The organism is Mycobacterium yunnanensis, from assembly GCF_025823185.1.
In the GTDB taxonomy this organism is placed as follows: Bacteria; Actinomycetota; Actinomycetes; order Mycobacteriales; family Mycobacteriaceae; genus Mycobacterium; species Mycobacterium yunnanensis.
The window spans coordinates 243,791-257,502 of sequence record NZ_JACKVK010000022.1 but is presented as its reverse complement, the minus strand read 5'-3'; the positions used below and the strand labels follow the sequence as shown (position 1 = coordinate 257,502).

Below are 13,712 nucleotides of genomic sequence, written 5' to 3'. Positions count from 1 at the left end.
TGCGCTGACTGGGAGGATGGCGGGGTGAGTTCTTCCTCAGCTTCGGCATTGACGACGCCGGTCGTCATCAGGGTCTCGCCCATGGCGCATTTCGCGGTGGCCATCTTCACCCTCGGATTGCTGGCCCTCGTGCTGGCCAATCCGACGTGGTTCACCGCGCTGCTGATCCTGCCGGTCGTCGCGTCGCTGGCGATCGCCCGCTACCGCACCACCGCCGACCGCGAGACCGTCACGGCCCGCACCCTGCTGAGCAGCAAGACGGTGCCGTGGGAGGACGTCGACGGACTCCGGTTCGATCGCAGCGCTTGGGCGTCGGCCCACCTCAAGGACGGGTCCGACGTCCGCCTGCCTGCGGTGACGTTTGCGACGCTGCCGCAGTTGACGGCCGCCACCGACGGCCGGGTGCCCAACCCGTACGCGTAGCGCGTCAGGCGAGCGGGTTGGCGCCGTTGAGCAGCACCCAGACCCCGACGCCTACCCCGACGCCAAGGACCAACGCCACGGCCGATCCGACGAACGGACGGCGGGACCAGCCCCGTCCCGCGTCGAAGCCGTACTTGCCGGGGCCGGTCAGTACCAGCGCGACGGCGACCACCAGCAGCATGACGAGGTACTCGTGCCCGCTGGGGAGGAAGAACAAAGACGACCCGCGGTCGGACTGGCCTGCGACGGCGGCCAGCAGAGCGTTCACCAGGTAGGCGACCGCACCTGCCGCGGCGACGGGGGTGAACAGTCCGAGTACCAAGAGCACGCCCGCGCCGATCTGTCCGGCGACTCCGACGTAGGTCAGCACGTTGGCGTGCTGATATCCGATGTCGACGAGCGACTGCTGAAAGCCGTTGAGGCCCTGGCCGCCCCACAATCCGAAGGCCTTTTGCAGTCCGTGGGCGATCAGCAGCGCGCCCAGCCCCATGCGCAAGATCATCAGACCGAGATCCTGGGTTCCGCGGCGGCCGCGTTCGTCGGACGGGCCGAAGCCCACGTCGGGCTCGATCTCCGTCGGCTCGGCCGCCGAGGTCTGGTACTTGCCCGCCGGCTGGACGTAGGGCAGGGGTTCGGGCTCGTTGAGCAGTCCGTAGCCGGAATGCTCCGACTTGGACGTGTTCGAGTCGTACCGCGGGATCGCGGTGGTCTCGAAGTCGCCCGCGTAGTTCGAGGACGGGAGGTCGTCCTCCGGGTCGACCAGGCGCGCCGACGCAGGGCGCGAGGCGGAGTCTTCAGGTCTCTGCCACGCGCGCGGATCGTGAGAAGTACTGGTCACGTTTCCCAGCGTAAGTGCTAGTTACGTGCGAAACGTGGATTGGCGCGTCGCTTTCGTGCGGTTATTGCCAAGCCGTGACCAAGCGTCGCGAACGACCGACGTGGCGCGCACCGCCCGACGATCCGTAATCTGGCGAGCATGAGTGTGCACCGGCCGTCGCGAGGAGTGCTGGTGCTGCTGTGCGCGGCGTTGCTGGTCGGGTCGGGCTGTGCCCGTTTCGACGACAACCAGTCCCAGCCGTTCACCACCAAGCCCGAGATGGCTCCGCCCCCCAGCGAGGAACCGCCGCCCCCGCCACCGTTGCCCGGCCAACCGTTCCCCAAGGTCTGCGACGCCAAGGGCGTCATGCAGGGTTGCCTGGAGAGCACGAGCGGTCTGATCATGGGCCCGGACAGCAAGTCCGCACTGGTCGCCGAACGCACCACCGGCGCGGTCAAGGAGATCGCCACCAACGCCGAACCCAAGGTCAAGCTGGTGATTCCGGTGGACCCGTCGGCCGACGGCGGTCTGATGGACATCGTCTTGTCCCCCACCTACGCCCAGGACAAGCTGATGTACGCCTACATCAGCACACCCACCGACAACCGCATCGTCCGCATTGCCGACGGTGACGTGCCCAAACCAATCCTGACGGGCATCCCCAAGGGCGCCACGAACAACATGGGCGCGCTGATGTTCACCAGCCCGACCACGCTGGAATTGCTCACCGGCGACGCCGGCGACCCGGCTCAGGCCGGCGATCCAAGTTCGCTGGCCGGCAAGTTGATTCGCATCGAGCAACCGACGACGGTCGACCAGGCTCCCCCGACCACCGCGCTGAGCGGAATCGGCGGCGCGGGCGGACTCTGCGTCGACCGGGCCGACGGTTCCCAGTACGTCACCGATCGGACGCCGACCGGTGACCGATTGCAGCGCATCACGAAGGACTCCGTGGTCTCCACCGTGTGGACGTGGCCGGACAAGCCGGGCATCGCCGGGTGCGCGGTCAGCGACGGCAGCGTCTTGGTCAACATGGTCAACACGAAGCAGACCGTCGCCGTGCGGATGGCCCCCGACACCGGTGCGGTGACCGGTGACCCCGAGGTGGTCCGTCAGGACACCCACGGGCACGCCTGGGCGTTGAAGTCCTCGCCGGACGGCAACATCTGGGGGGCCACGGTCAACCGGACCTCGGGAGACGCCGACAAGGTCGACGACGTGGTGTTCCCGCTGTTCCCGCAGGGTGGCGGCTTCCCCCGCACCAACGCGGAGAACACCTAGCGAGTACGACGCACCGGGTGGCCGATCGGGTCAGCGGTCGACGAGGTAGCGCCGAAGGCCGTGCTTGCGGACCAGGTGCAATGACGCTCTGGCGGATTGCCATGGCCGCGTCCTGCCCCTGACGTGCGCATGATGATGGACCAGCTTGATGCTGGGGTCGAAGTAGCTCGCCACGCCGGCGCGATGCAGTCTGATGGCGAGATCCTGGGTCTCGTGCTCCCGCATCGTGGGGTCGTATCCACCGACGACGCGGAATGTCTCGGCCGAGACGAGCATGTTGCCCTCGTGGACCCAGTAGGTCGGCGTGGCCGTCGGTTCGGTCAGGATTTGCGGCCACTCACGCATGCCGCGGGCACTCAGGGCGGCGAGGGCGCGTGCGACCTGGTCGCGCGTGCGCGCCCGGTCGATCAGCCGTGGAAGACCTGCGGTCAGATGTGACCGCAGCCCGAACACCGGACCGTAGTTGAAGGGCTCCTGCCATCCGTCGCTGCGGCACACGAGGCCGCCGATCACGCCCACGCCGAAGGTCTCGTACTGCGCGGCAAGCTTTCTCGCCGTCTCCGCGACCTCGTCGGTATGCACTTCCATGTCGGAGTCGACGAAGTGAATGAGTGTCTCTCCGGCGACGCACGTCAGGATCTGATTGCGATTCGCCGCGGCTCCCCGGTTGGCCGCGTGGCGCACGACCGTCACGCCGGCGCCGTATTTGGCCGCCACCTCGACGCTGCCGTCGGTCGAGCCGTCGTCCAGGACGAAGACGTGGTCGTACCCCTGGCGCAGGAGCTGCGGGAGCAGCCGGTCGAGGTGTTCGGCCATGTTGTAGTTCGGCACCGCTGCGACCACGGCTCGCTGACTCGCCACTGTGCTCCTCGCATCCCCTGGGTTGCAGGTCGATCGAGGGGATGGCCGTCGTCGGGTGGTCCGACGGGCGAACGCCGCGATCACGTCGTGGCAAAGCATACCCGTCACGAAAGAGGCGCGTGAACACGTCACACCTCGCGAAAGTCCGCTTCTAGCGACATTCGCGTGCCGGCGCCAGTTGCGGGCCCGTGCCAGTTGCGGGCCGGCGCCAGCCGAGCGCCGCGGTCAGCCCGCGACGCCGCAGGCGGCCAGCACCAGTTCCCTGACCCGGGCGGCGTCGGCTTGGCCCTTGGTGGCCTTCATGACGGCGCCGACCACCGCACCGGCGGCCTGCACCTTGCCGCCGCGGATCTTCTCGGCGATGTCGGGTTGGGCGGCGAGCGCGTCGTCGACGGCGGCCTGGATCACCGAGTCGTCGCGCACGACCGCCAGACCACGGTCGGTCATCACCTGCTCGGGTTCGCCTTCTCCGGCCAGCACGCCCTCGATGACCTCGCGGGCGAGCTTGTTGGACAGCTTGCCGTCGTCGACCAGCTTGAGCACGGCGGCGACCTGCGTGGGGGTGATCGCCAATTCGGATGCGGTGACGCCTCGTTCGTTGGCCTTCTGGACCAGGAAGTTGCCCCACAGCGCGCGGGCGCCCTCACTGGAGGCGCCCTCGGCGACGGTGGCGGTCACCAGATCGATGACGCCGTTGTTGACCAGGTCGCGCATGACCTCGTCGGAGATGCCCCACTCCTGCTGAATCCTGTTGCGCTGCAACCACGGAAGCTCGGGGATCGTGGCCCGCAACCGTTCGACGAGGTCGTCGCTCGGCGCGACCGGTTCGAGGTCGGGCTCCGGGAAGTACCGGTAATCCTCGGCAGTCTCCTTGCGGCGGCCTGCGCTGGTGTAGCCGTCCTCGTGGAAGTGTCTGGTCTCCTGGACGATTTCGCCGCCGGCGTCGAGAACGGCGGCCTGCCTACGCATCTCATAGCGAACGGCGACCTCTACGCTCTTGAGCGAGTTGACGTTCTTGGTCTCGGTCCGGGTGCCGAACTCGGCGGCGCCGACGGGCTTGAGCGAGACGTTCGCGTCGCACCGCATCGAGCCCTGATCCATCCGCACGTCCGAGACGTCCAAGCCGCGCAACAGGTCTCGCAGCGCAGTCACGTAGGACCGGGCGATTTCCGGGGCCCGGGCACCGGCACCCTCGATGGGCCGGGTGACGATCTCGACCAGTGGAACCCCGGCCCGGTTGAAGTCGAGCAACGACGTGGTGGCACCGGCGATGCGGCCCGTGGCACTGCCGAGGTGGGTCAGTTTGCCCGTGTCCTCCTCCATGTGGGCGCGTTCGATCTCCACCCGCCAGGTCGTGCCGTCGTCGAGGGGCACGTCGAGGTGGCCGTTGACTGCGATCGGCTCGTCGTACTGGCTGATCTGGTAGTTCTTCGGCTGGTCGGGGTAGAAGTAGTTCTTCCGCGCGAAGCGGCCCCACGGCGCGATGTCGCAGTTGAGTGCGAGTCCGATGCGGATCGCCGACTCGACGGCGGCGGCGTTGACCACCGGAAGCGCGCCGGGCAGCCCAAGACAGACGGGGCACACGTTGGTGTTGGGCTCGGCCCCGAAGTGGTTGGCGCACCCGCAGAACATCTTGGTCGTCGTCGACAGTTCGACGTGGACCTCCATGCCCATGACGGGCTCGTAACGCGAGACGACCTCGTCGTAGTCGACGAGTTCGGTGGAGGCGACAGTCATGATTCGATCCTAGTGAGTGGGTCTCACCCCGCCGTCGAGTGTGCTGCCAGATCGCGATCACGCGCGGATCGGCGATCTCACCGCACACGCGATGGGGAGAGGCGAGGGGTCAGCCGAAGAAGTCGGCGGCGTCGACGTAGCGGCCCTGCGGCACCAGCTTGAGCTGTTTGACCGCCTCGGCCAGCGGCACCCGGCCGATCTCCTGGCCGCGCAGCGACACCATCATCCCGTACTCGCCGGAGTGCGCGGCGTCGGCGGCGTTGACGCCGAATCGGGTGGCCAGCACCCGGTCGTAGGCGGTCGGGGTGCCACCACGCTGGACGTGGCCCAGCACCGTGGTGCGCACTTCCTTCTTGATGCGCTTCTCGATCTCGACGCCGAGCTGGTGAGCCACGCCGGTGAACTTCACGTGGCCGAACTCGTCGATGCCGCCGTCGCGCAGCTGCATGGTGCCCTCGGCGGGTTTCGCGCCCTCGGCGACCACGCAGATGAAGTGCGAATCACCCCGGACGAAGCGCTGCTTGATCAGGCGGCAGACCTCTTCGACGTCGAAGGGCTGCTCGGGGATCAGGGTCAGGTGGGCCCCGGAGGCCAGTCCGGCGTTCAGGGCGATCCAGCCGGCGTGGCGCCCCATCACCTCGACGAGCATCACCCGCTGGTGGGATTCGGCGGTGCTGTGCAGCCGGTCGATGGCGTCGGTGGCGATCTGCAGCGCGGTGTCGTGACCGAAGGTCACGTCGGTGCAGTCGATGTCGTTGTCGATCGTCTTGGGCACGCCGACGACGGGCACGTTCTCCTCGGACAGCCAGTGCGCGGCCGTGAGCGTGCCCTCCCCGCCGATCGGGATCAGCACGTCGATCCCGTTGTCCTCCATGGTCTGCTTGATTTGGTCGAGGCCCGCGCGCAACTTGTCGGGGTTGACCCGCGCAGTGCCCAGGATGGTGCCGCCCTTCCCGAGCAGCCGATCGTTGCGGTCGTCGTTGGCGAGTTGGATGCGGCGGTCCTCCATGAGACCCCGCCAGCCGTCGAGGAACCCGACGACCGAGGACTTGTAGCGGACGTCACACGTCCGCACCACGGCCCGGATGACCGCGTTCAGCCCCGGGCAGTCGCCGCCTCCGGTGAGAACTCCAATGCGCATCTATCTCACTGCTCCTCGCGTCCGCATGCCCCCATCCTCCCCCGTCAGATCGCCGACGGCAGCGCACCGCGGGCGGCCTCGTAGGCGGCACCGACGCGGTAGAGCCTGTCGTCGGCCAGTGCGGGCGCCATGATCTGCAGGCCGACGGGTAGACCGTCGTCGGCGGCCAGCCCCGACGGAACCGACATTCCGCAGTGCCCGGCCAGGTTCAACGGCAGAGTGCACAGGTCGAAGAGGTACATCGCGAGCGGGTCGTCGACCTTCTCACCGAGGGGGAAGGCGGTCGTCGGGGTGGCCGGCGAGACCAGCACGTCGACGCTCTCGTAGGCCCGCTCGAGGTCGCGGGCGATCAACGTCCGCACCTTCTGCGCCTGGTTGTAATAGGCGTCGTAGTAACCCGCCGACAGCGCGTAGGTGCCAATCATGATGCGGCGCTTGACTTCTGGACCGAAGCCGGCCGCCCGAGTCATCGCCATCACCTCTTCGGCGCTGTGCGTACCGTCGTCGCCGACGCGTAGTCCGTAACGCATCGCGTCGAACCTGGCGAGGTTGCTCGACACCTCCGACGGCAGGATCAGGTAGTAGGCCGCCATCGAGTAGTCGAAGTTCGGGCAGTCGACCTCGCTGACGTCCGCACCGAGGGCGGTGAGCTGCTCGACCGCGGCGTTGAACGACTCCAACACCCCCGGCTGGTAACCCTCGCCGCTGCGCAGCTGCTTGACCACGCCGACGCGCACACCCGCCAGATCGCCGGCCGCACCTGCCCTGGCCGCGGCGACCACGTCGGGCACCTCCCTGTCGACAGAGGTCGAGTCGCGTGGATCGTGACCTGCGATGACCTGATGCAGGAGCGCCGTGTCGAGCACGGTGCGCGCGCACGGGCCGCCCTGGTCGAGTGACGAGGCGCACGCGATCAGCCCGTATCGCGACACCGTGCCGTAGGTCGGCTTGACACCGACGGTGGCGGTCAACGCCGCAGGCTGACGAATGGAACCACCGGTGTCTGAGCCGATGGCCAGTGGCGCCTGGAACGCGGCCAGTGCCGCAGCGCTGCCGCCGCCGGAGCCACCGGGCACGCGCTCGACGTTCCACGGGTTGCGGGTCGGCCCGTAGGCGGAATTCTCCGTCGAGCTGCCCATGGCGAACTCGTCCATGTTGGTCTTGCCGAGGATCGGGATGCCCGCCGCCCTCAGCCGCGCGGTGACGGTCGCGTCGTACGGCGAGCGCCAGCCCTCGAGGATCTTCGACCCGCACGTCGTGGGCATGTCGATGGTGGTGAACACGTCCTTGAGCGCCAACGGGACCCCGGCCAGCGATGACGGCAGGGCCTCGCCACCGGCGACGGCGGCGTCGACGCGTGCGGCCTCGGCGAGCGCGGCCTCACCTGCCACGTGCAGGAACGAGTGGTAGTCCCCGTCGGTCGCGGCGATCTGGTCGAGGTGGGCCTGCACGACCTCCGTCGAGCTGACCTCCTTGTCGGCGATCTTCGCGCCGAGGGTCGCCGCATCGAGACGAATGAGCTCGCTCACTATTCCTCCTCCCCCAAGATGCGCGGCACCGCAAACCGACCGTCTACGGCCTTGGGGGCGCCCGAGAGGGCCTCCTCCTGGGTAAGGCTGGGCACGACGTCGTCGGGCCGCGTCACGTTCAGATCCGTCAACGGATTGTCGGTGGCCTCCACGCCGGTCACGTCGACCGCCTGAATGCGGCTGACGTGCTCCAGGATGGCGTCGAGTTGTCCGGCGAAACTCTGCAGTTCGCCGTCGGTCAGGGTGAGCCGGGCCAGACGTGCCAGGTGGGCGACGTCGTCCCGCGAGATCTGCGACACGACATCGAAGCCTAGTCACCGCCGGTTGCGACCCCGCCGGGGCGTCCTTCGAGTCGCTCCGCTCCTACCCTCCATGAAACAGTGTTGCCCGTGCCGTCATATCTGCTGCGCGTCGAACTGGAGGACCGGCCTGGCCGTCTGGGCTCTCTGGCCGTCGCGCTCGGCTCGGTGGGCGCGGACATCCTGTCTCTCGACGTCGTGGAACGTGCGGCCGGCTACGCCGTCGACGACCTGGTCGTCGACCTCCCGCCGGGCGCCATGCCCGACATGCTCATCACCGCCGCCGAAAAGCTGGACGGCGTCTACGTCGACAGCATCCGACCGCACACCGGACTGCTGGAGGCCCACCGCGAGCTGGAGCTCGTCGACCACATCGCCGCCGCACACGGCAAGGCGGCCAGGCTGCAGGTGTTGGTGGACGAGGCGCCCAAGGTGTTGAGGGTGGGCTGGTGCATGGTCATGCGTCGCGACGACACCGGCGTGGCGATGGTCGCCGGCAGCCACGGCGTCCCCGAGACCGCCGCCGAATCGGCTCCCTGGCTTCCGCTCGAGCACGCCGAAATCCTGGACGGCGACGCCGACTGGGTCCCCCAGGTGTGGCGCGACTTCGATACCACACTGGCGGCCGCGCCCCTGGGCGGCGATCACACCGCCGTCGTCCTCGGCCGTCCCGGCGGGCCCGCGTTCCGCCCGTCGGAGGTGGCCCGGCTGGGCTACCTCAGCGGCATCGTCGCGACGATCCTGCGCTGACGGCCTAGCCGCCTGCCGGCACCGGGAACCGGTCGTTGACGTCGGCGTTGCTGTCCTTTCTCGCACAGTGCGCACAGCAGAAGATCGCGTCCTCGGTCTCGACGCCGTGCCCGAGAATCCGGCACCCGCAGTGCGCGCATTCGGGCGCCAGCTGCATCGCGGCGCACTCCACGCTGTCGAACGTGGCGGTGCGGCCGTCGGCCCACGTCACGGTGAACGCCTTGTCGTAGTGGTTGCCGCAGGTCTCGCACGTCGCCGCCATCGTCAGCCTCCTGGAATGTCGTGGTGTCCGACGCATTCCCGCCCGAGCCGGCGACAAACCGGCGATCAGGCCTCCGCGGACGCGTCCTCCGAGGCGTCCTCGGGTCCGTTCTCGAGCAGACGCCGGAAGCCGTCCTCGTCCAGCACGGGGACGCCGAGCTCGATTGCCTTGTCGTACTTCGACCCTGGGGCGTCGCCTGCCACGACGTAGGCGGTCTTCTTCGACACCGAACCGGCTGCCTTGCCGCCGCGGGCCAGGATCGCCTCCTTGGCCTCGTCCCGGGAGAATCCGGGAAGCGAGCCGGTGACGACGACCGAGAGTCCCTCCAGCGTCCGTGCGACGCTCTCGTCGCGCTCGTCCTGCATCCGTACCCCGGCGGCCCGCCACTTCTCGACGATGGCACGGTGCCAGTCGACGGTGAACCAGTCGATCACCGCCGCGGCGATCGTCGGGCCCACGCCCTCGCTCGCGGCCAGCTGCTCCTCGGTCGCGGACTCGATGGCCTCCAGGCTGCCGAACTCCCCGGCCAGCGCACGGGCCGCGGTCGGGCCGACGTGCCGGATGGACAGTGCCACCAGCACGCGCCACAACGGCTGCTGCTTGGCCTTGTCGAGGTTGGCCAGCAGGCGCTTGCCGTTGGCCGACAGTTCGCCCTTCTGGGTGGTGAACAGGTCGGTGCGCAGCAGGGCGTCTTCGGTGAGGTCGAACAGGTCACCCTCGTCGGTGATCACCCCGGATTGCAACAGCGCGATCGCGGCCTCGTAGCCCAGCCCCTCGATGTCGAACGCCCCGCGGCCGGCGACGTGGAACACCCGCTCCCGCAGCTGCGCCGGGCACGTCCTGGAGTTGGGGCAGCGAATGTCGGCGTCACCCTCCTTGGCCGGAGCCAGGGTGGTGCCGCACTCCGGGCATTCCGTCGGCATCTCGAACTCGCGCTCGGTGCCGTCGCGGACGTCGACCACCGGGCCGAGCACCTCGGGGATGACGTCACCGGCCTTGCGGATCACCACCGTGTCGCCGATGCGAACGCCCTTGCGCTTGACCTCGAAGGCGTTGTGCAACGTGGCCAGCCCGACCGTGGACCCGGCGATCTTCACCGGTTCCATGTACGCGAACGGCGTGACCCGTCCGGTGCGACCGACGTTGACGCGGATGTCGAGCAGCTTGGTGGTGGCTTCCTCGGGCGGGTACTTGTAGGCGATCGCCCATCGCGGTGCCCGCGAGGTGGCGCCCAGCCGTCGCTGCAAGGCGACGTCGTCGAGTTTGACCACCAGACCGTCGATTTCGTGTTCGACGTCGTGGCGGTGTTCGCCCCAGTAGGCGACCCGCTCGGCGACGGCGTCGATGCCCGTGACGCGGGTGGTGTGGTCCGACACCGGCAGCCCCCAGGCCTTCAGCGCCAGGTAGGCGTCGTGCAGGGTGGCGGGACTGAAACCCTCGGCTCGTCCGAGGCCATGACAGATCATCCGCAGTGTGCGCCGCGCCGTCACCGCGGGGTTCTTCTGGCGCAGCGACCCGGCGGCGCTGTTGCGCGGATTGGCGAACGGGGCCTTGCCCTCGGCGACCAGTCCGGCGTTGAGCTCCTCGAAGTCGGCCAGCCGGAAGAACACTTCGCCGCGGACCTCGAGGACGGCCGGCGTGGGGTGGTCGTCGCTGTGGGCCAGGCGCTCGGGGATGTCGGAGATGGTGCGTGCGTTGAGCGTGACGTCCTCGCCGGTGCGTCCGTCACCGCGGGTGGCGGCTCGGGTCAGCACGCCGTCGCGGTACACCAGCGCCAACGCCACGCCGTCGATCTTGAGCTCGCACAAGAACTCTGGGTCGGCGCCGATCTCACCGGTCAACCGGGCCGCCCAGGCGGCCAGCTCCTCGGGGTTGAAGACGTTGTCGAGGCTCAGCATTCGTTCGAGGTGGTCGGCCGAGCTGAAGTCGGTCGCAAAACCCGCTCCCCCGACCAGTTGGGTCGGCGAATCCGGCGTCCGCAGTTCGGGGTAGCGCTCCTCGAGGGCGTTCAGCTCACCCAGCAGCCGGTCGAACTCCCCGTCGGAGACGATGGGCGCGTCCTTGACGTAGTAGCGGAACTGGTGACCACGCACGTCGTCGGCCAGCTGCTGCCATTCGCGACGGACGTCGGCGTCGGGTGAGCTCACCCTCGCAGGCTATCGGAGGGCGGGGACATGCCCGCCGAACGACGACCGCCACACAGGAGGTCATGGTTCGATCGGAGGCACGATGAGTTTCTCGAGCCCCTTCCCCCAGGTCCACGTCCCCACCACCAGCCTGTACGACTACCTCTTCGCCGACCTCGACGACCAGGACGCCGAGCGCGTCGCCCTGGTCGACGCCAAGACCGGTGCCGAGACGACCTACCGCGACATGGTCGCCCGCGTCGACGCGTTCGCCGGCGCGCTGGCCGCCCGCGGCATCGGCGTCGGCGACGTCGTCGGCCTGCTCGCCCCCAACAGTTCGGCGTTCGCGATCGCCTTCCACGGCATCCTGCGCGCCGGTGCCACCGCCACCACCATCAACGCGCTCTTCACGGCCAAGGACATCGCCAAGCAGCTGACCGACGCCAAGGCCTCGATGCTGATCACCGTGACGCCGCTGGTGTCTCAGGCCGCCGACGGAGCCGAGTCGATCGGGCTGTCCGCCGACCGCGTCGTGGTGCTCGACGGGCCCGGCCAGGCCGCCGACGGGCACCCCAACGCCGAGGACCTCGTCGGTGCCGGACTGCCCGCCCCGGCGGTGACGTTCGACCCGGCCACCCATCTGGCCGCCCTGCCGTACAGCTCCGGGACGACGGGAAACCCGAAGGGCGTCATGCTCACCCACCGCAACCTGGCGGCCAACGTGGCGCAAATCCGTCCGCTGCAGGGGATGCGAGCCGACGACCGCATTCTGGCGGTGCTGCCGTTCTTCCACATCTACGGCATGACGGTGCTGCTGAACGCCGCAATGCACGCCCGCGCCCGGTTGGTCATCATGCCGAGCTTCGACTTGACGGGGTTCCTCGACCACATTCAGACCTACCGGTGCACCTACGCCTTCATCGCTCCGCCCGTCGCGGTCGCGCTGGCCAAGCATCCCGTCGTCGAGCAGTACGACCTGTCGAGTCTGCGCGGCATCATGTCGGGCGCCGCACCCCTTGACGAGGATCTTGGCAGCGCCGTCAAGCAGCGACTGGGCTGCCAGGTCGTGCAGGGCTACGGCATGAGCGAACTCAGCCCCGTCAGCCACGTCGCCCCCTTCGACGGCGGCCTGGAGCTGGTGGGCACCGTCGCACCGCTGAGCTCGTGCGGCTGGACCTTGCCGAACGCGGTCAGCAAGATAGTCGACGAGTCCGGTGCCGAAATCGACCCTCCCGCTTCGGGTCTCAGCGAGACCGGCGAGCTGTGGTTCAAGGGGCCCAACGTGATGGCCGGGTACCTCAACAATGACGAGGCCACCCGCTCGACCGTCGACCACGACGGGTTCCTGCACACCGGGGACGTCGCCCGGGTCGACTCGTCGGGGTGCGTCTACATCGTCGACCGGCTCAAGGAGCTCATCAAGTACAAGGGCTACCAGGTGCCACCCGCCGAACTCGAAGCCGTGCTGCTGACCCATCCCGCCGTTGCCGACGCCGCCGTCGTCGGCGTGACCGACACGGAGTCGGGCGAAGAGGTGCCAAAGGCGTTCGTGGTCAAGCAACCCGACGCCGAGCTGACCGAGCAGCAGGTGATGGAGTTCGTCGCCGAGCACGTCGCCCCGTACAAGAAGGTGCGGCAGGTGGCCTTCATCGACGCGATCCCCAAGTCGGCGTCGGGGAAGATCCTGCGCAAGGATCTGCGGACGCCCTAGCGGCTGGCGACGAGCTGGGCGGCCGACTTCGACGCGCGGGCCTGACGCCAGCCCAGCCACATTCCGGCGATGGGCGCCAGCAGCAGGCCGGCGATGCCGAAGATCGTGCCGGTGGGCCGGCCCGGCGTCACCGTCGTCCACGGCGGTGGTGCCGGCAGCTCGAACCCGTGGGGTCCCGCGACGACCGTCACCGTCTGCGGAGCGGCCGCGATGCGCGGCACGGTGACTGGCGCCGCGGGCCGGGGTGTGGCTGCGACGGCTCGCGGTGGCGGGGCAGGCGCGGCTGTCACGGCGGGTGTGCGCACCGGGGCCGGGGTGGCCGGGATGCGTCCGTTGCCGACGACGACGCGCGGTGAGGTCACGGCCGGCACCGCGGTCACCGGCTCGTGGCCCCCGCGGCCGGTCCGAAGTGGCCGCGGGGTGGCGGGTGCGGCGAGCTGCGGGCCGACCGGTCCGGCGGCGACGTTCGGCGATGCCAGCGACGGGGTCGCGTGTGGAGCCGCAGCCGACGGCTCGACGACGACCCCCGGGTCACCCCGGCCCGCGACGTCGTGGCCACCCGGACGACCATCGGGCCGGTCCCCTCCACGGGGGCCACGGTCACCTCGCGGTTCGTCGCGGTGACCGCGCGGTCGTCCGGCGTCACGGGAATGACCCTGCACCGAGCCGAACCCCGGTTCGGCGGCCGCTACGGCCGCGACGGGCCCGCCGGCAAAGGTGATCGCCATCGCGGTGGCGACACCGGCCGCGAGGCGGATCGACGACGTGGCCACGG

General features: G+C 69.2%; 13 protein-coding genes. 4 read left to right on the top strand and 9 right to left on the bottom strand.

All coding sequences use genetic code 11. The features are described from left to right. Nucleotides 1-81 precede the first annotated feature (81 nt). Nucleotides 82-423, top strand: coding sequence for a PH domain-containing protein (locus tag H7K45_RS30915; RefSeq protein WP_264000083.1), 342 nt, complete (start codon nt 82-84; stop codon nt 421-423). Nucleotides 424-427: 4 nt separating this feature from the next. Here H7K45_RS30915 and H7K45_RS30910 read toward each other — a convergent pair whose 3' ends face one another. Beyond that, a complete protein-coding gene (locus tag H7K45_RS30910) occupies nt 428-1,261 on the bottom strand; it encodes a DoxX family protein (RefSeq protein WP_264000024.1) in 834 nt (277 codons plus the stop codon). A gap of 138 nt (nt 1,262-1,399) precedes the next feature. On the opposite strand from H7K45_RS30910, the gene H7K45_RS30905 reads away from it, so the two are divergent. Continuing rightward, complete coding sequence (locus tag H7K45_RS30905; RefSeq protein ID WP_264000023.1) at nt 1,400-2,521, top strand: PQQ-dependent sugar dehydrogenase; 1,122 nt, start codon at nt 1,400-1,402, stop codon at nt 2,519-2,521. Between the two features lie 30 nt (nt 2,522-2,551). On the opposite strand, the gene H7K45_RS30900 is transcribed toward H7K45_RS30905, so the two are convergent. The 5 genes from H7K45_RS30900 to gatC all read right to left on the bottom strand — a co-directional run bounded on the left by H7K45_RS30900 (nt 2,552) and on the right by gatC (nt 8,088). Next, on the bottom strand, nt 2,552-3,382 hold the full coding sequence (locus H7K45_RS30900) for a glycosyltransferase family 2 protein (protein WP_264000022.1): 831 nt from the start codon (nt 3,380-3,382) through the stop codon (nt 2,552-2,554). A gap of 225 nt (nt 3,383-3,607) precedes the next feature. Further along, nucleotides 3,608-5,119, bottom strand: a complete 1,512-nt coding sequence (gatB, locus tag H7K45_RS30895) for an Asp-tRNA(Asn)/Glu-tRNA(Gln) amidotransferase subunit GatB (RefSeq protein ID WP_264000020.1) — start codon at nt 5,117-5,119, stop codon at nt 3,608-3,610. Nucleotides 5,120-5,228: 109 nt separating this feature from the next. Next, nucleotides 5,229-6,260 carry an ATP-dependent 6-phosphofructokinase gene (locus H7K45_RS30890; protein WP_264000018.1) on the bottom strand — a complete coding sequence of 344 codons (1,032 nt, stop codon included), beginning with the start codon at nt 6,258-6,260 and terminating at the stop codon, nt 5,229-5,231. A 44-nt stretch (nt 6,261-6,304) separates the two neighbouring features. Continuing rightward, on the bottom strand, nt 6,305-7,789 hold the full coding sequence (gatA, locus tag H7K45_RS30885; protein ID WP_264000017.1) for an Asp-tRNA(Asn)/Glu-tRNA(Gln) amidotransferase subunit GatA: 1,485 nt from the start codon (nt 7,787-7,789) through the stop codon (nt 6,305-6,307). Next, nucleotides 7,789-8,088, bottom strand: a complete 300-nt coding sequence (gene gatC, locus H7K45_RS30880; RefSeq protein ID WP_264000016.1) for an Asp-tRNA(Asn)/Glu-tRNA(Gln) amidotransferase subunit GatC — start codon at nt 8,086-8,088, stop codon at nt 7,789-7,791. Before gatC ends, gatA begins: the two co-directional genes overlap by 1 nt. Nucleotides 8,089-8,178: 90 nt before the next feature. Here gatC and H7K45_RS30875 point away from each other — a divergent pair, with 90 nt between their 5' ends. After that, the gene (locus H7K45_RS30875) at nt 8,179-8,838 is read left to right on the top strand and encodes an ACT domain-containing protein (protein WP_264000015.1); all 660 of its coding nucleotides are present in this window, start codon (nt 8,179-8,181) and stop codon (nt 8,836-8,838) included. A 4-nt stretch (nt 8,839-8,842) separates the two neighbouring features. On the opposite strand, the gene H7K45_RS30870 is transcribed toward H7K45_RS30875, so the two are convergent. Both H7K45_RS30870 and ligA read right to left on the bottom strand, forming a co-directional pair. Beyond that, on the bottom strand, nt 8,843-9,100 hold the full coding sequence (locus tag H7K45_RS30870) for a metallothionein (RefSeq protein ID WP_264000014.1): 258 nt from the start codon (nt 9,098-9,100) through the stop codon (nt 8,843-8,845). Nucleotides 9,101-9,165: 65 nt separating this feature from the next. Beyond that, nucleotides 9,166-11,247, bottom strand: coding sequence for an NAD-dependent DNA ligase LigA (ligA, locus tag H7K45_RS30865; protein ID WP_264000013.1), 2,082 nt, complete (start codon nt 11,245-11,247; stop codon nt 9,166-9,168). Between the two features lie 82 nt (nt 11,248-11,329). Between ligA and H7K45_RS30860 the strand changes: the two genes are divergently transcribed. Continuing rightward, nucleotides 11,330-12,937 (top strand): 4-coumarate--CoA ligase family protein, encoded by a 1,608-nt coding sequence (locus H7K45_RS30860; RefSeq protein WP_264000012.1) that lies wholly within the window; start codon nt 11,330-11,332, stop codon nt 12,935-12,937. On the opposite strand, the gene H7K45_RS30855 is transcribed toward H7K45_RS30860, so the two are convergent. Beyond that, nucleotides 12,934-13,710: a hypothetical protein gene (locus tag H7K45_RS30855; protein ID WP_264000011.1), complete on the bottom strand. Its 777-nt coding sequence runs from the start codon at nt 13,708-13,710 to the stop codon at nt 12,934-12,936. The two genes, H7K45_RS30860 and H7K45_RS30855, sit on opposite strands and share 4 nt — an antisense overlap. Nucleotides 13,711-13,712: the final 2 nt, after the last annotated feature.

What these genes read in the sequence shown, in the direction of transcription:
- H7K45_RS30915 (WP_264000083.1), top strand. Translation starts at nt 82, where the DNA reads ATGGCGCATTTCGCGGTGGCCATCTTCACCCTCGGATTGCTGGCCCTC.
- H7K45_RS30905 (WP_264000023.1), top strand. Translation starts at nt 1,400, where the DNA reads ATGAGTGTGCACCGGCCGTCGCGAGGAGTGCTGGTGCTGCTGTGCGCG.
- gatB (WP_264000020.1), bottom strand. Translation starts at nt 5,119, where the DNA reads ATGACTGTCGCCTCCACCGAACTCGTCGACTACGACGAGGTCGTCTCG.
- H7K45_RS30890 (WP_264000018.1), bottom strand. Translation starts at nt 6,260, where the DNA reads ATGCGCATTGGAGTTCTCACCGGAGGCGGCGACTGCCCGGGGCTGAAC.
- H7K45_RS30870 (WP_264000014.1), bottom strand. Translation starts at nt 9,100, where the DNA reads ATGGCGGCGACGTGCGAGACCTGCGGCAACCACTACGACAAGGCGTTC.
- H7K45_RS30860 (WP_264000012.1), top strand. Translation starts at nt 11,330, where the DNA reads ATGAGTTTCTCGAGCCCCTTCCCCCAGGTCCACGTCCCCACCACCAGC.